The sequence below is a fragment of the Streptomyces sp. NPDC101181 genome, from assembly GCF_044767975.1.
Taxonomy (GTDB): domain Bacteria; phylum Actinomycetota; class Actinomycetes; order Streptomycetales; family Streptomycetaceae; genus Streptomyces.
In genome coordinates this window covers 132,639-151,176 of record NZ_JBIWOX010000009.1, presented here as the reverse complement: position 1 = coordinate 151,176, position 18,538 = coordinate 132,639, and the positions used below count along the sequence as shown (strand labels likewise).

11 protein-coding genes are annotated in these 18,538 nt (G+C 71.9%); 1 reads left to right on the top strand and 10 read right to left on the bottom strand.

The genetic code is table 11. The features are described 5' to 3' along the window. Positions 1-87: 87 nt before the first annotated feature. The 8 genes from ACIRRU_RS15965 to eccD all read right to left on the bottom strand — a co-directional run bounded on the left by ACIRRU_RS15965 (position 88) and on the right by eccD (position 9,369). Positions 88-456 (bottom strand): hypothetical protein, encoded by a 369-nt coding sequence (locus ACIRRU_RS15965; protein ID WP_363204749.1) that lies wholly within the window; start codon positions 454-456, stop codon positions 88-90. Positions 457-458: 2 nt separating this feature from the next. After that, positions 459-911 carry a YbaB/EbfC family nucleoid-associated protein gene (locus ACIRRU_RS15960; RefSeq protein ID WP_403680751.1) on the bottom strand — a complete coding sequence of 151 codons (453 nt, stop codon included), beginning with the start codon at positions 909-911 and terminating at the stop codon, positions 459-461. Between the two features lie 106 nt (positions 912-1,017). After that, entirely contained in the window at positions 1,018-4,566 is a 3,549-nt protein-coding gene (locus tag ACIRRU_RS15955) for an AAWKG family protein (protein WP_403680748.1), read from the bottom strand. A 48-nt stretch (positions 4,567-4,614) separates the two neighbouring features. Further along, positions 4,615-5,088 (bottom strand): type VII secretion system-associated protein, encoded by a 474-nt coding sequence (locus ACIRRU_RS15950; protein ID WP_403680533.1) that lies wholly within the window; start codon positions 5,086-5,088, stop codon positions 4,615-4,617. A gap of 96 nt (positions 5,089-5,184) precedes the next feature. Beyond that, the gene (locus ACIRRU_RS15945) at positions 5,185-5,493 is read right to left on the bottom strand and encodes a WXG100 family type VII secretion target (RefSeq protein ID WP_363204747.1); all 309 of its coding nucleotides are present in this window, start codon (positions 5,491-5,493) and stop codon (positions 5,185-5,187) included. 90 nt (positions 5,494-5,583) lie between these two features. Beyond that, complete coding sequence (locus ACIRRU_RS15940) at positions 5,584-5,919, bottom strand: hypothetical protein (RefSeq protein WP_363204746.1); 336 nt, start codon at positions 5,917-5,919, stop codon at positions 5,584-5,586. Between the two features lie 480 nt (positions 5,920-6,399). Further along, positions 6,400-7,917: a type VII secretion protein EccB gene (gene eccB / locus ACIRRU_RS15935; RefSeq protein ID WP_403680530.1), complete on the bottom strand. Its 1,518-nt coding sequence runs from the start codon at positions 7,915-7,917 to the stop codon at positions 6,400-6,402. Between the two features lie 45 nt (positions 7,918-7,962). After that, positions 7,963-9,369, bottom strand: coding sequence for a type VII secretion integral membrane protein EccD (gene eccD / locus ACIRRU_RS15930; RefSeq protein ID WP_403680527.1), 1,407 nt, complete (start codon positions 9,367-9,369; stop codon positions 7,963-7,965). 405 nt (positions 9,370-9,774) lie between these two features. On the opposite strand from eccD, the gene eccCa reads away from it, so the two are divergent. After that, positions 9,775-13,800, top strand: a complete 4,026-nt coding sequence (eccCa, locus tag ACIRRU_RS15925) for a type VII secretion protein EccCa (RefSeq protein ID WP_403680525.1) — start codon at positions 9,775-9,777, stop codon at positions 13,798-13,800. A 60-nt stretch (positions 13,801-13,860) separates the two neighbouring features. Here the strand turns inward: eccCa and ACIRRU_RS15920 are convergent, their stop codons facing one another. Both ACIRRU_RS15920 and ACIRRU_RS15915 read right to left on the bottom strand, forming a co-directional pair. After that, positions 13,861-15,141, bottom strand: coding sequence for a S8 family serine peptidase (locus ACIRRU_RS15920; protein WP_403680523.1), 1,281 nt, complete (start codon positions 15,139-15,141; stop codon positions 13,861-13,863). Beyond that, positions 15,138-18,449 (bottom strand): right-handed parallel beta-helix repeat-containing protein, encoded by a 3,312-nt coding sequence (locus ACIRRU_RS15915; protein WP_403680521.1) that lies wholly within the window; start codon positions 18,447-18,449, stop codon positions 15,138-15,140. Before ACIRRU_RS15915 ends, ACIRRU_RS15920 begins: the two co-directional genes overlap by 4 nt. Positions 18,450-18,538: the final 89 nt, after the last annotated feature.

Sequence of the window (18,538 nt, the reverse complement as noted above, 5' to 3'; positions counted from 1 at the left end):
CGACGGCCGCCCCGGGCGTCACGCGGGCAGAGCACAGCGGCCGCTCCCGGCACGGTGGCGAACGAGGGGCGGCGCGCGGCGCGGAGTTCAGCGGCGGCCATGCCCGCCCGGACCGTCGAAGCCGTCGGTCTCCAGACGGCTGTTGCCCTGCTGGATCTCGTCCAGGTTGCGGTCGCGGGTGTCCTTCATCATCTGGACGTTGCCGATCGTGGCGTCGGTGATGGCGACCACCGCGTCCCGGATGGAGAGCATGGTGTCCTTCGTGGTCTGCCGCTCCTTCTGCTCCTGCGGCTTGGCCTTCTCGGAGAACTCGCTGTTGGTGCCGGGCCAGCTGACCGTGGGGGCCAGCCCGTCGAGGAACTCCTCGGTCATGGCGTCGGTGAGCGTGCTGATCTCCTCCAGCTGCCGGGTGAGAGCCTCGATGCGCTGCGGGTCGACGTGGTAACGCTGTCCCATCGTCAGTCCTCTCCCTCGGCGCCGAGCGCGTCGTGCCAGGCGGGTGTGGCCGGGACGTCACGCCTCTTCTCGGGGTCGTCCTCCAGCACCTCGGGGCCGAAGATCCGCTCCCAGTCCAACTCGAACCCCTTCAGCTCCGGCAGGTCGCTGCTGGGCTCGGTGAAGGGGGCCATCGCCTGCATGACGTGCCGGTTCATCTTCACCCGCGCCGCGCCGGCCGCCTCCAGGACGCTGGCGGCCAGCTCCTGCGGGGACATGTCCCGGTACTTGTTCTCCAGGAACTCGATTCCGGCCAGTTCGCCCTGGGGTCCGGCGGTGGCCCGCACCGCGCGGTCGGAGGAGACCACGCTGAACGAGGCGGAGCGCAGTTCCCGTTCGGTACGCGCCACCGCCTCCTGCGCCGCGTGCAGTTCGGACATGGCCTTTTCCAGGCGCTTCTCCAGCGATTCCGTCACGGTCACGCCTCCTCTGGCGTTGATCATTTCATATCTGCGGCCTCTGGTGATCAGGAGATCCGGGTACCCGGTAACGATCCCGGTCCGGGGCGGACCCGGCCCTCCCTCACCTGCCGATCACCGACGGGGTGCCGCCCTCCTCGGTGCCCCAGACGTCGGCGTCCTCCTCCAGGTAGTCCGCGGAGGTGGCGGGCCTGCGGCCCTCCTCCTGTTCCTCCTCGTCGGAGTCGCCACCGGTGGTGGCCACCCGGCGCGCCGGGGCGAGGAAGGTGTCGCTGTCCTCCTGACGGTTCCACGGGCTGCGTCGGCGGCGGTTGCGGCGTTCGCTCTCCTCGGCCGCGTCCACCAGGACGCTGCGGACCCGCTCGCCGTTGCCCTTCTCCCCGCCCGCGCCCATACCGCCCATCCCGCCACCCATCGGCATACCGGGCGTTCCCGGTGTTCCGGGTGCTCCCGGCGAGCCGGGAGAGCCGGGACCGGTGCCCGTGCCGGGGGTCGTCGCGTTGTTGGTCACGCTGTCGGAGAGGGGGGCGACCTGGCCGGGCGTCTGCTGCGAACCCGAGAGGCCGCCGTCGGCGTTCAGCCCGCCTCCGGAGACCGACTGGCCTCCGCCCAGCCCCAGTTCGGGCAAGGAGACGTCGCGGCTGATCGAGCCGCCACCACCACCGCCCCCGCCCACTTGGAGCTGTTCGCCGAGATCCAGGTTCCGGTCGCTGTTGAGCCCGTCGAGGTTCCCCAGATCACGCTGGGCGTTCTCCGCCACGTCCCGCTGCGTGTCGAGCTCCCGGCGCAGATCGTCGAGCGCGTCCGAGGAGTTGTTGCCGCCCCGCGTGTTGAGGTCGTTGAGATCGATCGTCTCGGTCCGGCCCTGCGGGTCGGTGACGGTGGCCACGCCGGTGTCCGGATCGATGACCTGGCTGGAGCCGTCGGGGAAGGAGTTCCTGAGCTGACCGTTGTCCAGGACCGTGGTGGAGCCGTCCGGGTTGGTGACCTTCGCGCCGTGGGTCAGGTCGGTCGTGGTGGTCGTGCCGTCCGGCGCGACGCTGGTGAGCATCCCGGTCTCCGGGTCGAAGCTGCTGCTGCCGCCGTCCGCGAAGGTGGTGGCGAAGTCACCGTTCTTCAGCTCCGTCACGCCGCCCGTCGGAGTCTCCAGGCCGGTCGGGTCGCCGTTGAGGTTGCCCAGGTCACCGAGATTCTCGACGGTCTCCCGGTTCCCCAGGTCACCAAGTGATTCGGTGGTGGGCAGGTCCGCGTTGATGTTGTCGAGGTCCGGGATTTCGCTGCGGTTGTTGAGACCTTCGAGGTTGCCCAGGTTCGACGTCGTGGTCGTACCGTCGGGAGCGGTGGAGGTGGCCTGGCCGGTCGCCGGGTCGACCACCTGGGTGGTGCCGTCGGGGAAGGTGGTGGTCAGCTTGCCGTCGTCACCGAGCGAGGTGACCGAGCCGTCGGGGTTGGTCACCCTGGTGCCGTCACCGAGGTTCTGGGTGATGGTGCTGCCGTCCGGGCCGGTGGTGGTGAGCACCCCGCTGTCCGGGTCGAAGGAGGTGCTGCTGCCGTCCGGGAATCCGGTGGTGAGCTGGTTGCCGTCGAGCTGGGTGACGCCGCCGGTCGGGGTGTCGAGGGAGCCCCCCGCAGGCGTCTTGTTGAGGTCGCCGAGGTTGCCCAGGCTCTCGGTGATGGCCTGGTTGGCCGCGTCGGCCGGGTTCTTGTTGTTCGCCGGGCCGCCGTTGAGGCCACCGAGGTTGCCGAGGTTGCCGAGGTTCTGGCTCACCGGCAGCGGACCGCCGACCGGTGTCTGCTGGTTCTCGCCCCCGGTGCCGTTCACGTCCCCGATGTTGCCGAGGTTCTCCGTGACCGCCTTGTTCACGTCGTCCAGGCTCGGGGAGTCTCCGCCGCCGGGACCGCCCTGGCCGTTGACGCCGCCGAGGTCCCCGAGGCTCTCGGTGACCGGCAGGTCCTCCTTGAGGTTCAGCAGGGAGTCGAGGTCGACCGGGCCCTGGTCGCCGCCTCCGCCGGGCCCGTTGATGCCGCCGAGGCTCTCCTTCATCTGCTTGGTCTGTTCCTCGGCCTCGCGCTTGGCCTCCTCCTGCTGCTGGCGCTGTTCCTCCCGCAGCTCCTCCTGGTACTTCTTGTCCTCCTCGCGCTGCTGCTGCTGTTCCTCGCGCAGCTCGTCCTGGAGTTTCTGGTCCTCCTCGCGCTGGAGGCGCTGTTCCTCGCGCAGCTCGTCCTGGAGCTTCTTGTCCTCCTCGCGCTGCTTCTCCTGCTCCTCGCGCAGCTCGTCCTGGTACCGCCTGTCCTCCTCGCGCTGGAGGCGCTGTTCCTCCCGCAGCTCCTCCTGGAGCTTCTTGTCCTCCTCGCGCTGCTTGTCGAGCTCCTCCTTCTCCTCCTTCGCCTTCTTCTCCTCGTACGCCTCGGAGGCCGTACTGGTCGACTTGGGCTCGGGAACGTTTTCGGAGAAGTCCTTCGAGAGCGTGATGAACTGGTTGTTCAGGCGGGACTGGACCTCCCGGGCCGGTTTGACGAGGTAGTCGTCCACACCCCGGCTCCAGATGTCGACGGCCTTGTCCCCGACCTTCGCCCAGTTGGCGATGTCGGTGAGGTCTCCGTAGTCCGGGTGCGTCTGGGAGAAGCCGCCCTGGGGGTTGTGCCGGACGGTCGTGGTGTAGCGGGTGGTGGTCGACGTGATGTCCGTCTTGGCGACGTTGTTCGCGTCGACCCACTGGGCCAGGTCGTCCAGGACGTACCGCAGCACCCGGTGCGGGTCGTAGTAGTCGGACTGGGCCCACTTCAGCCAGGCGGCGAGCAGGTCGCGGGCGGCCTGCTCCAGTTGCTGACGGCCCAGGGAGAGCGCGCGGGAGTAGACGGTGGCGCCGGTGCCGGTCTGGTCGCCGCTGCCGGCCGTCTCGTTGAAGGTCTCGACGTAGCTGTCGTAGTTCTCGCGGATCTTGTTGATGAGGCTGCGGAAGACCTCCGCGGCCTCGCCCTTCCAACTCGCGTCCTCGCGGCCGAAGCGGTCCTCCCAGTCCTTCAGCAGCGGCGCGTGGTCCTTGAAGAACTTCGCCGCGTAGTCGAAGGACTGTCCCGTCTCGTTGAAGGAGTCGAGGTCGACGACATCGGCCTCCTTGGCGACCAGACCGCTGAACCGGCCGTCACCGCTGTTGCCCTTCAGCAGGGCCATCAGCGCCGCCCGGGGCCCGTTCATGTACTGGGCCAGCGGGATGGTGCTCATCTTGTCCTTGTTGTAGTCCGTGAACTCGTTGCCCTCACGGACGGACACGTCGTTGACGTCGGTCGAGTCGGTTCCGGCGAAGATGATCTCCTCGCCGGCCTTCACCCGTCCTTCGAAGACGATCCGGGCCTGCATGATGGATCGCTTCTTGCCGCTGTCGAAGAACCAGATGTCGTAGTCCTGGCCGCTGCTCTGAAGGAAGCCGGAGTCCTTGACGAGGAGGCTGAGGCTGCGCTCCTTGATGTCCATCCGGAAGAGCTTGCCGCCGTGGTCGGAGCGGAGCTTGTCGAAGATCTTGCCGCGCTCGGGCACGGGATATCCGGTGATGTGCGTGACCAGTTCGGCCCAGTTGTCGGCGGAGGCCGCGTCCTGGTCCTCGTACTTGTCGACGTTCTCCACGGATGATTCGTCGTACCGGTCAGCCACCACGCGCCCCTTCTCTTCCCTCGCCGCCCGGCCGTTGCCGGGGTGCGGCTACTTCTCTTCCGACTCCGTGGAACCGCTGGTGAGCGCATCGACCTCTTCGAAGGTCATGAGCAGCGTCTGGGCGTCGATGGCGTCCAGGTTCTTGTTCTTGGTCTTGTTGGCCTCCTCGATGGTGTCGGTGAGGGCCTCCTTGAGCTCCTTGAAGAGCTCCATCTGGTCACCGAGCAGCTTGTCGAGGGAGGTCGCCACGCTCTTGACGCTCTCGACCAGCGCGGGACCGGAGACGAGCTTCTGCGTGTTCATCAGCCCGAGGCGCAGCAGCTGCCGGTCCTGGTCGAGGTTCTCGGCCGTGGTGTAGCCGCTGATCAGCTCGCCGAGAGGGCGGATGCGGCCGTCCCCCTCGCCCTCGCCGTCCTCCTTGTGCTTCTTGGCCTTGGTATAGACCGGGTGGACCTCGTTGTCGCGGAAGTTCTCCATCTGCTTGAGGTCGAAATGCTTGACGTCGGCCTGCTCACCGGCCATGGGACGTCCTCCTGCGGTTGGTTCCGGACGGGGTCAGCGGAGCGGGACCGGGGCCCGCCCCCCGCGGCTGGCGGGAGGCGGGCCCCGGTCGGAGGGCTAGCGAGGACGCACACTTCCCCAGTTGTCGGCGCTGCGGCGCTCGTCCCGGGAGTGGTTGTCGTGGATGCTCTGCACCAGCTCACCGCTGTCACCGAGGAGCAGGGCCATGTTCTTGGTCGCCTGGTCCCACTCGGCCTGGACCCCGCGGTACATGGCCTGGTCGTCACCCTCCCAGGAGGCGATGAGCGGCTTCAGCTCGTCCTCGAGGTTGTTGAGGGTGGTGATGATCTGCTTGGTCTGCTGGGTCAGCTCCTCGATCGCGTTGCGGACCGTGGAGTACTGCACATCGATGATGCCGTCGGCCATGACATCTCCTCTCAAATCGCCGGGCCCCAGGGCCCGGGGTGCTCACGGACTCCGGCCTCACCAGGGGGCCGGCGCCGCGAAGGGGGCGGTTCAGCGCAGCGCTTCGAAGACGCCCTGGCTGGTCTTGCTGTTGAGCACCTCGGTGAGGTCCTGGTTCTCCTTCGCCAGCCGGTCGGCCGACGTGACGTTCTCCTGAAGGGCGTCGACCATCTTGCTGATCTGGACGACGACCTTCTGGGCCTCGCCGTTCCAGCTGCGGAAGAGCTTCAGAAGGGCCTGGCCCTCGTCGCCGCCCACTCCCGAACGCGCCGCGATCTCCGCGACGTTGTTCTGGATCTTCTCTACCGAGCTGCGGGCCGACTCCAGTGAGGACACACCTCCCAAGCCCTTGGCATAATCCGCCCTCCTCTGGCCACTGTCCGCCATGTCACGCTCCCTTCGTCAAGGCAACTCTCGTCGCACGGTTGCCCGCTGAGGCTATGAAAAGCCACGGCCCCTCGGCAACGTGTCCGAGAAAGATTGGAGCATAAGCCAGGGGATGCACCACCTCCGGCCTCCGGAGAAGCCCGATCCCCGGTTTACGGCAGGTGAACTCCCCTGGTCGCTCCCCGCCCGGTCGGCGGGTGATATATCAACTAGACGGAGAACGGGCGAGCACCCATTCACAACGGGCACCGAACGGGCCCGTTTCCGGGACCGGTCGCCCCTTTGGGAAGATTTGATGAAGGTGCCGTCGACCCGGTTTTTCTGAGCTTGTCTTGAGGATCCCCGGCCGCGGCCCGCTGAAAGTCGCGCCGTATGCACCGGCCGGAGACACCCGCATCCGGAAACGAATACCAAAACTTTGCGCAACCCAAGTAAATTATGCGGCTTTTGGGTTGGTCATGGCCGGAAAGTGCCCTGCGGCTACTCGTCGGTCTCCTCGCACCGGGGCGCGGTGACCTTGGGCTCGGCGCCGCCGGCCGCCGCGGCCGGGTCCAGGTCCGCACCGGTCGGCAGGGTCGCGAGCAACGGCGCGGGGACCGAGGCGATGTCCCCCTCCGCGTAGCCGAGTGCCGTCAGCGAGTCCTTGGCGCTGACGCGGTACTTCACACCGTTCTCCGCGACCAGGTAGGTGGTTCCGGCGTGCGCCGCGCCACTGGCGTTCAGGGCCCGGACCAGGGCGCCGCGCCCCGGACGTACCACCGTGGCGTCGGTGCGGGCGCAGGCCGGGGTCAGGGGCTGGGAGCTGCCCTGGGAGACCGCGAAGGGCCCGAGCCCGGCCAGCGGGACCAGCACCGACCTGATGCGGGCGCCGCCCGAGCCGCCGTCCACCTGCGCGCAGAGCGCGGTGCCGCGCGGGGCCGACTGCGGGAGCGGCGGGGTACGGGGCGCCTCGGCGGCCCCGGGGCCGGTGGAGGTGTCCTTGGACTGGTGGGAGCGCAACACGTCGGCGCCGACCGTGCGGGCCCGGGGCGAGCGCCCTTCGTAGGCGTCCTTCTGGGTGGCCGGGTCGCCCAGCACCAGGGCTGCCTCGAGTCCGGTGAGCGGCACCAGGCCGTCCTCGCGGAGCAGGTGGTAGGTGCTGCCGCCGCCGACGACGCTGACCTGGAAGAGCTGGCCGATCCGGCTGGGCTCGCCGCCGATCGCCGGTCCCTCGTCCCCGCGCCCGGAGACGTCCGGCGGCTTGAGGGCGGGACCGGGGGCCAGGGCGTCGAGGAACGCCGCCGATACGGGCATCGCCTGCTCCGAGCCGTAGCCGAGGGCGTTGCGGGCGTCGGACGCCCGGTCCAGCGCCAGGCGGCTGCCGCGCCACACCAGGTACTCGGTGCGGTCCGGGCCGCGGACGAGCAGGGCCCGGTCGCCGTCGACGTTCCGGGCCTCCAGCGGGGCGCCGGCCACCACGGTGGTGGCCCCCGGCTTCTGAGCCCCCACACCCACGAGCGCCCCGGACGTGCTGGGCAGCGCCCCGCCGGGCCCGGTGACGCACATGTGCCAGGCCCCGGAGTCGAGCTGGCCGGGGCTGGGCAGGGAGTCCGGGGCGCCGGGAATGCCCGCCGGGGAGCCGACGGGGACGTCCCGGAGCGAGGCGCTGGAGACGTCCACCGTCTTCAGGTCCGAGCCTCCGATGAGCCGCGCGGAGGCGTAGTTGCGCACCGGATGGAGCACCCCGTCGGTGGCGGTCCACAGGTAGCGGGCGCCGGTCTCGCGGTTCACCACCAGGTGCTCGTCCTTGCGCCACGTGTCATTCCCGCCGGGGCGCAGCAGCCCGTAGACGGTGGTGCCGGCGCCGATCAGGACGGTCACCAGGACGCCGAAGACCACACCGCGGGTGGTGCGGCCGAGCGGACTCTCGGGAGCGTCCGGATCGGCCGTCAGCAGACCCGAACTGAGCCTGCCCATCATGAAACCGTGGGCCTGCACCTGGTCGCGCTTGGACTGCACAGCCTCTCCTCAACTCGTTACGGGTTCGACGGCGTAAGGGCCCGGTCAGCCGAACAGGCCGCGCAGCCAGCCGAAAAGACCGGCCACCCACAGGGCGAACGGGAGCAGCGCGACGGCGAGACCCGTGTGCGCGAGCTCCGCCGCCCGGCCCCAGTACGGCAGCACGCGGCGGCCGGGCACGATCCAGGACGCGGTGACCAGCGAGGCCCCGACGGCCAGCAGCAGGGCGAAGACCACCAGCCGGCCGTCCGCGTCGCTGTCCACCGCCCAGGCGCGGGCGAGCAGCAGCAGCCCCCAGATCCCGGGCACCGCGAGGGTGAGCCGCTGGCCGATGTGGACCAGGCCCCGGGAGTGCAGGAGCAGCAGCAAGGACAGCGAGAGGGCGGTGAGCGTCTCGGGCAGGTCAGGGGTGTGGGCGAGCACCGCCAGGGCGGCGGCGGCGACCGTTCCGGTGGCGGCGAAGAGCGCCGCGACCCAGCGCCCGGCGAGTTCGGTGCGCTCGGCGACCTCGTCGCCCGCGTACGGGTCGATGCCCTCCTGGAGCTGTCCGGCCGAGGACGGCAGCGCGGGCATCCGCATGCCCGCCAGCTTGAAGGCGAACGGCGCCACCGCCCCGGCGGCGAGGGTGACGACGGTGGCCACCAGGGCCACCGAGGCCGGGGCGTCCAGGCCGGTGTAGCCCATCAGGGCCCCGGCGATCGCGGTGGCCACGGCGACCACGGCGGTGGCGAGCAGGGCGGGGGCGCCGACGGCGGTGGCGGCCAGCGCGAGGACCGCGCCGCCCGCCGCGGCGGCGCCCGCCGCGAGCAGCCGGGCCCCCACGACCTCCGTGGCGTCCGGGCCGGTCAGGTCGCCGCCGGGCAGCACCCAGCCGACCAGGGCGAAGCAGGGCGCGACCAGCAGGGCGAGGGCGGTCGCGGAGAGCCGGTCGCCGACCGCGCGGCTGGCGGAGCCGGCCCCGGCGAGAAGCAGGACCCCGGCGATCGCCGCACAGGCGGCACGCAGGGAGCTGGATTCGGCCACTCCTGGCCAGAAGACCAGCCCCAGGGCGGCCGCCACGGTCGCCACGGCGGTGCCGACCAGCAGGCCCCGGGCGGCCCCGGCGTGCCAGGTGTGCAGCCGCCGCCCGACCGTCTCCGCCATGCCGTCGACGAGGTCGTCCAGGCGGGCCTCGGGCAGGGCCTGGGTGTGCGGGCGCAGGTGGAGCACGGCACCGTCGACGAGACCGGCCCCGGTCAGGGTGGTCTCCTCGTCGAGCGGGGCGTCGCCGAGACGCTGGAGGACCCAGCCGGCGTGGTCGAGTCCGGCCTCCTCGGCCTCCTCACCGACGTAGCGCAGGAGGGTGGGGAGCAGATCGGCGACCGGTACGTCGGCGGGCACGGCCAGATCGATGGTGACGCTCGGCGCACGTACGGTCAGGCGGCACGTTTCGGCCACGGCACTGTCGGTCATCAGCAGAACTCTCGTCTTCCGTGCAGGCTTTGACAGGGAGCTTCCCCGCGAGAGGGAATGGGCGAACAGTACGGAAAAGTCCCCGTGGCTGTGAACCGGGGCGCGAAATGGGAAAATTGTGCCCGCGCATCCGGTGAACACCACTCCCGCGTGGACAGGGCGCGTTCCTCGAATGCAGACTACTGCCTGCGGTCACCGGTCGTCCCTCGGGCTGGGTCTGGAATCCGGCAGGCGGTCGGCCGTCGTCCAAGTCGACCGCGCTTGCAATCCGTTCGAAACATTCATCGGGCGTTCACCGGGGCACCGCGCTCCGGGGATTCCCGCCTGGTGCGGTCTTTCCTCCTGCCCGGTCCCCCGGCTATTCGGAGCAGGCCGAGAAGTCAGTGAACCCGGAGGTTCTGTTCCTTGAGTGTCGTGCTCTTTCGCCGCCCGGCCCGGAGGCGCGGTCCGGAGATGCCCGAGGGGCAGTTGACCCTCCAGGAGCCGCCGGTCCTCGCCGAGACGGTCCCGGACACCTCCGCGGTGTGGACCTATCTGCCGATGGCCCTGATGTCGGTGTCGATGATGCTGATGTTCCTGCGCCCCGGCGGCGGGAACGGCGTCTTCATGTATCTGGCGATGGGCGTGATGGCGCTCTCCGCCGGTGCGATGCTGCTGGGGCAGCTGATGCGCCGCTCCAGTGAGCGCAAGCAGCGCCTCAAGGGCGAGCGCCGCGACTATCTGCGCTACCTGGCACAGACCCGCAAGCGGGTGCGGACCACCATCGCGGAGCAACAGCGGGCACTGGCCTGGCGGCACCCGGAGCCCTCCTCGCTGCGCTCCCTGGCCCGTACCTCCCGGCTGTGGGAACGCCGCCCGGCCGACGAGGACTTCGGCGAGGTCCGTCTCGCGGTCGGCGAGCAGCAGCTCGCCCTCACCCTGAGCCCGGTCTCCACCCGGCCGGTCGAGGACCTCGAACCGCTGTGCGCGCACGCCCTGCGCCGGTTCATCCGTGCCTACTCCACCATCCCGGAGCAGCCGCTCGGCCTCTATCTGCGCTCCTCGGCACGGATCCTGCTGCGCCCGGAGGAGACGGACGGCGCGCAGGCGCCCGAGCCGGGCGCGCCCGGGGCCGACGACGGCGAGGCCGTACGGGCTCTGGCGCGCGCGGTCCTCGCCCAGCTCGCGGTGTTCCACGCTCCGGAGGAGCTGTGGATCGCCCTCTGTGTGAGCGACGAGCGGCGGCCCGAGTGGGAGTGGGCGAAGTGGCTGCCGCACGTGCTGGACCCGCACGAGGAGGACGGGGCGGGGCAGGCCCGCCGGATCACCACCGATCTGACCGAGCTGGACGACCTGCTGGGGGCGGAGTTCGCCGAGCGCCCCGGCTTCGACCCGGACGCCCGGCCCGGCCGGGACGAGCCGTACACGGTCGTCGTGCTGGACGGGGTGGCCGTCCCGGAGGGCCACCGCTGGGAGGGCCACGGCTACCGCAACGCCCTGATGCTCGACGTGTCGGAGGCGATGCGGTGGAAGCCCGGCCGCAACACGCTGCGGCTCACGGTCGGCCGGGACTCGGTGAACCTGGTGCGCACCGACCGCAGCCGCAAGGAGCGCTCGGTGCCGCTCGGGAAGCCGGACCGGCTCGGGCCGCTCGGCGCCGAGGCGCTGTCCCGGCTGCTCACCCCGCGCCGGATGAGCCTGGGCACCGACATCGCGCAGCCGCTGGACACCGATGTCGAGCTGACGACCCTGCTCGGCATCCCCGACCTGCACCGGCACGACCCGAAGACGCTGTTCGCCCGGCACTCGGGATCCGGCAGGCTGCGGGTGCCGATCGCGGTCGGTGTGGACGGCCGTCCGGTGGAGCTGGACATCAAGGAGTCCGCGCAGGGCGGGATGGGCCCGCACGGGATGCTCATCGGGGCCACCGGTTCCGGCAAGAGCGAGCTGCTGCGCACCCTGGTCCTGGGACTGGCCCTGACCAACTCCTCGGAGACCCTGAATTTCGTGCTCGTCGACTTCAAGGGCGGCGCGACCTTCCTCGGTCTGGAGGAGCTGCCGCACACCTCGGCCGTGATCACCAACCTGGCCGACGAGGTGGCGCTGGTGGAGCGCATGCAGGACGCGCTGCACGGGGAGCTGATCCGCCGGCAGGAGCTGCTGCGGGCGGCGGGCAACTACACCTCGGCGCTGGAGTACGAGCGGGCCCGTGCCGCGGGAGCGGATTTGGCGCCGCTGCCCAGCCTGTTCGTGGTGGTCGACGAGTTCAGCGAGCTGCTGTCCACGCACCGCGAGTTCATGGAGCTGTTCGTGATGATCGGCCGCCTGGGCCGGTCGCTGGGCGTACATCTGCTGCTGGCCTCGCAGCGCCTGGACGAGGGGCGGATGCACCAGCTGGAGAGCCATCTCTCCTACCGCATCGGGCTGCGGACGTTCTCCGCGATGGAGAGCCGGGGCGTGCTCGGTGTCCCCGACGCCTACGAGCTGCCCGCGGCGCCCGGCAGCGGCTATCTGAAGTCCGGGGTGGAGGCGCTGACCCGGTTCCGCGCCGCGTACTCCTCGGGGACCTACCGGCGGCGCACCGGCGCCGTCGTGCAGGCGCGGGTGGCCAGCCAGGTGGTGCCGTGGACGAGCGGCTGGGTGGTGCCGCGCACGCTGGAGGCCGCGCCCGAGCCGGAGCCGGAGACGCAGGAGTCGGAGGAGGACGAGGAGGCGCTGCTGGACGTGGCGCTGGAGCGGCTGCGGGGCTCCGGGCCGGACGCCCATCAGGTGTGGCTGCCGCCGCTGGACGAGCCCTCGTCGCTGGACGCCCTGCTGCGGGGCCTCGAGCCGGACAAGGAGCGCGGTCTGACCGCCGCGCGCTGGCCCTGGGTCGGCAAGCTGCGGGTTCCGGTGGGCCTGGTGGACAAGCCGTTCGAGCAGCGCCGCGACCCGCTGGTCGTGGACCTGTCCGGGGCGGGTGGCCATGTCGCCGTCGCGGGCGGTTCGCAGAGCGGCAAGTCGACGCTCGCCCGGACCCTGATCGCCGCTCTGGCGCTCACCCACACCCCTGCCGAGGTGCAGTTCTTCTGCCTGGACTTCGGCGGCGGCGGTCTCTCCCAGCTGGCGGGCCTGCCGCATGTGGGCGGGGTCGCGGCGCGGCTGAACCCGGAGCGGGTGAACCGGGCGGTGGCCGAGGTGATGGCGCTGCTGATGCGCCGGGAGCAGTTCTTCGTCGACCACACCCTGGACTCCATGCAGTCCTACCGGCGGCGCCGCGCCGCCGGGGAGTTCCCCGACGAGCCGTTCGGCGACGTCTTCCTGGTGGTCGACGGCTGGTCGACGGTCCGGCAGGACTACGACGACCTGATCCCGAAGTTCAACGAACTGGCCGCCCGGGGGCTCAACTACGGCATCCACCTGATCATCACCACCACCCGCTGGGTGGAGCTGTCCGCGCAGGTCCGCGACCAGGCCGCGACCCGGCTGGAGCTGCGGATGGGTGACCCGATGGACTCCGAGATCGACACGCGCAAGGCCCGGTCGGTGCCGCGCACCGGTGGCCGGGGCATCACCGCCGACACCAAGATGCACTTCCTCGCCGCGCTGCCGCGCCTGGACGGCAGCGGCTCCCTGGAGGATCTGGGCGACGGCGTCGGGCACCTGGTGGCGGAGGTCTCCCGGCACTGGTCGGGGCCGTCCGCCCCGCAGGTACGGATGCTTCCGCACCGCCTCCCGGTCTCAGAACTCCCCGCACCGCAGGCGACCGAGGGCGGGGGTATGAAGCTGGCGCTCGGGCTCGACCAGGAGGCGCTGGAGCCGGTCTGGCACGACTTCAGCCGTACCCCGCACCTGATCGCGGTCGGGGACACCGAGAGCGGCAAGACGAACCTGTTGCGCCTCATCACCCAGGGCATCACCCGCCGGTACTCCCCCGCCGAGGCGAAGATCATCGTGGTGGACTACCGCCGTACGCTGGTCGACGCCATCCCCGAGGAGTACCGCATCGGCCATGTGATCTCGCTGGACAACCTCAACGAGACCATCGAGGGCGCGGCGCGGGCGATGAAGACCCGGGTGCCCGGGGCGGACATCTCGCCGTCGCGGATGCGGGCCTGCGACTGGTGGACGGGCCCGCGGCTGTTCATCCTGGTCGACGACTACGACATGGTGTCGGGGAACTCCTTCCAGAGCCCCTTCGAGCCGCTCTTCGAGAATCTGACCCTGGGCTTCGAGATGGGGCTGCACCTGGTCGTCGCCCGGAGCGCGATGGGTGCGGGCCGGGGGCTGAGCGACGGGCTGATCCGGCGGATGGACGAGGCCAACAACCCGGCGGTGCTGCTGTCCTGCCCGCCCTCGGAGGGCCGCCTGTTCGGCAACGCGAAGCCGCTCAACCTGCCGCCCGGCCGGGCCCTGCACATCCTCCGCCGCAAGCCGCGCCTGGTGCAGACGGCGCTGGTGGAGGAGGGCTGAGGCAACGCCACAGGCGCCGTACCACGGGTGATGTCCCGTGGTACGGCGCCTGTGGCGTTCTCAGCTCCGGTCGGCCGGGGCCGCCCCGGCCGGACGCCAGCCGCGGGCGCGCGAGCGGGTGACGGCGAACCCGGCCCACAGGACGGCGAACACCCCGGCCGCGCCGAGCAGGACGAAGAGCACGGCCCGGCCGGTGGCCCGGTCGGTGTCGGAGGTGTCGCGTACGGCGACGGGGTCGGCGGCCCGCTCCGCCTGTCCGCCGGGGACGCCCGGCGCGCCGAGGACGGTGGTGACGGCCGCGTAGGCGTCCACCTGCGGGATGTCGGCCGGGTAGGCGGTGGCGGTCAGTCTGCGGGCGGCCTCGGCGGGCGAGTCGTCCGGGTGGGCGGAGCGGACCACGGCGGCGGCTCCGGCCGCGTAGGCGGTGGCCACGGCGACGCCCGCGCCGAGGTAGTGGCCGCTGCCGCGCGGTCCGCCGGAGACCACCCCGGCGCCGGGGGCGGCCAGGTCGATGCCCGCGGTGGGCAGCGCCGTGTCCGGGCGGGTCCCGGCGGGCAGCATGTCGGCGACCGAGAGGACGCCCGGTTCGGCCGCGGGCCAGTAGGGGCGGGCGGGGATCTCGTCGGACGAGCCGCGCCCCGGGGGCTCCGGGGTGGCCGCGGCGACGACCGTCGCTCCGGCCTTGCGTGCGTCGGCGACGGCGCGGGTGAGCGCGGAGTCCCGGGCCGGGAGGGCGACGGTGACGGCGATGACGTCGGCCTCGGCCTCGACGGCGGCGCGTACCGCCGCCGTGACGAGGTCGGCTTCGGGCTGTCCGCGCCGGTCGGTGCCGCGCAGGGCCAGGATCTTCGCGCGGGGGGCGACTCCGGCCAGCTTCGGTGTGCCTCCGCCGTCCCCGGCGATCAGTCCGGCCAGGAAGGTGCCCTGCCCGACGCAGTCGTCATCGGCGTCACCCTGCGCGGTGACCCGGCCGTCCAGCCCCTGGGCGCCGGGGTCGACCCCGGTGGAGATCAGGGCGACGGTGACGCCCTCGCCGGTGGTGTGGCGGTGCAGCCGGTCCAGGTCGAGGCGCTGGCGCGACCAGTCCTGCTTCCTGGCCTTCTCCTTGGAGGCGGGGGTGCAGGTGACGCTCTCGGCGCGGGCGTCGAGAGCGGCCGGCATCCCGGGCAGCTCCTGGCCCTTGTCCCCGTCGGCCGCCGGAAGCAACGCCAGGGGTCCGGAGCCGGTGGGCGTACGGGAGGGTGGCGCGGCCTGGGCCGGGGCGACGGCGGCGGGCAGCACGAGCGCGGCGGCGAGCCCGGCCCCGTAGAGCAGCCGGGTGCCGCGGGCGGGGGGTTTCACTGGGGGACCACCTTGGGGGCCGCGGCCGAGACGTCGGCCGGGAGCAGGATGCGCAGGTCGTCCAGGGTGGGCGCGGCCAGCGAACTGAGCCTGCCCGCCTGGCGGGTGACCATCGACTCGACCACCTGGCGGGCGAGGCGGGCGTTGCCGAAGGAGCGGTCGCGGGGCACGGCGTCGAAGTACTCCTTGAGCAGCGGGCCGGTGCCGGGGCCGCACTCGTAGCCCATGGAGGTGGCCTGCGCGCGGACGATGGTGACCAGTTCCTCGGAGGAGTAGTCGGCGAAGGCGACCCGGCGCGGGAAGCGCGAGGAGAGACCGGGGTTGGAGGCCAGGAAGCGCTCCATCTCGTCGGTGTACCCGGCGACGATGACGACGACCTCGTCGCGGTGGTCCTCCATCAGCTTCAGCAGCGTGTCCACCGCCTCCTGGCCGAAGTCGGCGCCGCCGCCGCGCGGGGTGAGGGTGTAGGCCTCGTCGATGAAGAGCACACCGCCCCGGGCCTTCTCGAAGACCTCCCGGGTCAGCTGGGCGGTGTGGCCGATGTAGCGGCCGACCAGGTCGGCGCGGGCGGCCTCGATCAGCTGGCCGCGCTCCAGGACGCCGAGCTGGGTCAGCACCTCGCCGTACAGGCGGGCCACGGTGGTCTTGCCGGTACCGGGCGGACCGGTGAAGACGAGGTGGTTGCTGAGCGAGGGGACGGGCAGCCCGGCGGCGGCGCGGTGGCGGGCGGTGGTGATGAGGTTGACCAGGTCGGCGACCTCGCGCTTGACCTCGGCGAGGCCGATCATGTCGCCGAGGCGGGTCAGCGGGTCGTCGGCGGGGGCCGCGGTGTCGGTGACGGCCGCGGCGGCGGTCGCGGAGACGTCCTCGGGCAGCAGCAGCCGCAGGTCGTGCTCGCCGACCTGGGTCTGGGAGGCCAGGCGGATCGCCTGCCGGTCCACCATCTCCTCGAAGACCCCGCGCGCGGCACGGCCGTTGCCGAATCCGGCGTCCCGGTCCATCGCGCCGAAGTGGGCGGCCAGCGCTTCGGCCGTGCCCTCCCCCAGCTCGTACTGGTGCTGGGTGCACATGCTCTCCATGATGGCGACCAGGTCGTCCACGGAGTAGTTCTCGAACTCGACGGTCCGCGAGAAGCGGGAGGCCAGGCCCGGGTTGGAGCTGAGGAAGGACTCCATCTCGCGGGAGTACCCGGCGGCGACCACGACGACGTCGTCGCGGTGGTCCTCCATGAGCTTCAGCAGGGTGTCCACGGCCTCCCGGCCGAAGTCGGCACCGCCGTTGCCGCTGTCGGCGGTGAGGGTGTACGCCTCGTCGACGAACAGGACGCCGCCGAGGGCTCGTTGGAAGGTCTCGGAGGTCTTGATGGCGGTGCCGCCGACGACCTGGGCGACCAGGTCGGCGCGGGAGACCTCGACCAGGTGGCCGCTGCGCAGCGAGCCCAGCTCGGCCAGGATCGCCCCGTAGAGGCGGGCGACGGTCGTCTTACCGGTGCCCGGCGGCCCGGCGAAGATCAGGTGACGGCTCATCGGCGGTGCGGGCATGCCCAGTTGTTCGCGCCGCTGGGCGAGCTGGGTGAGGTTGACCAGGGTACGGACCTGCTGCTTGACGTTCTCCAGGCCGATCAGCGCGTTGAGCGCGCCGAGCGGGCCGTCCGCCCGGTCCGGCGCCGGGCCGTCGGCGGCCCCGGACCCGGCCGGGTCGGTGTTCTCGGCGCTGCCGGTGCCCCAGGCGTCGCGCTTGCCGTTGCCGACGCTGTTCAGGCCGTCCACGGCGAGCCGTTCGCCGGGGGCGGTCTGCACCAGGCCGCCGCCCTCGTTCTCCCGGGCGGTGCAGTTGACGAGCGAGACGGGGGCGGTGGACTCCACCCGGAAGCCGTCCTGGGCGCCGGAGTTCGCCTCGCAGCCGCTGAGCGAGGCGAGCGCGCCCTCCCGGAGGAGGAAGCCGTGGCCCTTGGGGGCGTGCACGAAGGTGCGGTTGGCGGTCAGCTCGCCGCCCCCGGCGACGACCACGCCGTCCTCGCCGGAGACCTCGACGCGGAAGTCACGGACGGTGACGTTGCCGCCGTCCTCCACGAGCAGGCCGTGGGTCGCGGTGTCGGAGACGCCGCCGCCCGCCAGGTAGAGGGTGGAACCGGCCCCCACCCGGACTCCGGCGCCCTGAGGCCGGACTATCTCGCAGTCCTCGACCCGGCCGCGGGCCTCCTTGGTGGCCAGGATGCCGTCGCCCGCGGGCTCCACCAGCCGGGCCCGGCGCAGCAGCGGGTTGGCGCCGCTCTGGAGGGAGACGGCGGGCGAGGATCCGGTCACGTCCAGGCGGTCCAGCTCGGCGGCGGAATCCTCCTCCAGCAGCAGCCCGGTCCCCTCGCAGTCACGGACGGTGAGGCCGGTGAGGGCCGGGGAGGCGGCTCCGGCGACCCTCAGGGCCGCGCCCTGCGCCGAGTCGACCCAGCAGTCCTCGAAGGTGCCGCGCGCCCGGTCGGTGACGAACAGCCCGTGCCCGCGCGAGCGCGAGACGCGGCAGCGGCGCAGGACGGGGTCGGTGCCCGAGGCGAGGACGATGCCGTTGCCGGAGGCTCCGGTGACCCGGACGTCCTCCAGCGACGCGCGGCCCGCGGTGCTGAGGTGGACGCCGGTGCTGGTGTCGTGCACCACCGTGCGGACGACGGAGACGGCGGAGTTCTCCTCCAGGGCGATGGACGGCTTGTCGGTGGAGGAGATGTCGCAGTCCTCGACGGTGCCGCGGGTCTCGCCGTTGGCGAGCACGCCGTTGCCGCGCGCCCCGCGGATGGTGCAGTCGCGGACGCGGGCGTCCCCCTGTTCGGCCAGGACGATGCCGCTGGTGCCGAGGTGTTCGAGGGTGCAGGACTCCACGGTGGTGGGGGTGGTGGAGGTCACGACGATGCCCGCGCCCTGGGGGTTGCTGACCCGGCAGTCGCGCAGCGCGAGCGATCCGGTGCCGCCCGCCAGCATCGCGGTCCAGGCGGCGCCGACGATCTCGCAGCCGTCGAACGCCGCCTGCCCGCGCCGGACGTCGATCGCGGGCAGTTCGGCGTCACCGCCGCGCAGGGTCAGTTCGGAGAGCATCACCGCGTCGGCGCGCAGCGCGATCACGCTGCCGGACCGCGGCCGGATCTCCACCGTGCCGCGCCCTTCGGCCGCGGTGAGGGTGACCCGGGTGTGGATCACCAGATTCTCCGCGTACGTCCCGGGCCGGACGCTGATGAGCGCGCCGGTGCGGGCGGCGGCGAGCGCCTCGCCGATCGTCGAAAAGCGGTCCCCGGGGCCGACCGACAGTACCTGGCGCGACACGCACCAACCTCCTCGCTACGGAGACGTCCGGACCGGACGCCCCTTCTCACCGTGGACGCGGGTGGCGTTCCGGCGACCTCATCTTGCCT

Excerpts from the sequence above, each read along its gene's own strand:
- eccD (WP_403680527.1), bottom strand. The coding sequence starts at position 9,369 with ATGACCGACAGTGCCGTGGCCGAAACGTGCCGCCTGACCGTACGTGCG.
- ACIRRU_RS15965 (WP_363204749.1), bottom strand. The coding sequence starts at position 456 with ATGGGACAGCGTTACCACGTCGACCCGCAGCGCATCGAGGCTCTCACC.
- ACIRRU_RS15940 (WP_363204746.1), bottom strand. The coding sequence starts at position 5,919 with ATGGCGGACAGTGGCCAGAGGAGGGCGGATTATGCCAAGGGCTTGGGA.
- ACIRRU_RS15950 (WP_403680533.1), bottom strand. The coding sequence starts at position 5,088 with ATGGCCGGTGAGCAGGCCGACGTCAAGCATTTCGACCTCAAGCAGATG.
- ACIRRU_RS15945 (WP_363204747.1), bottom strand. The coding sequence starts at position 5,493 with ATGGCCGACGGCATCATCGATGTGCAGTACTCCACGGTCCGCAACGCG.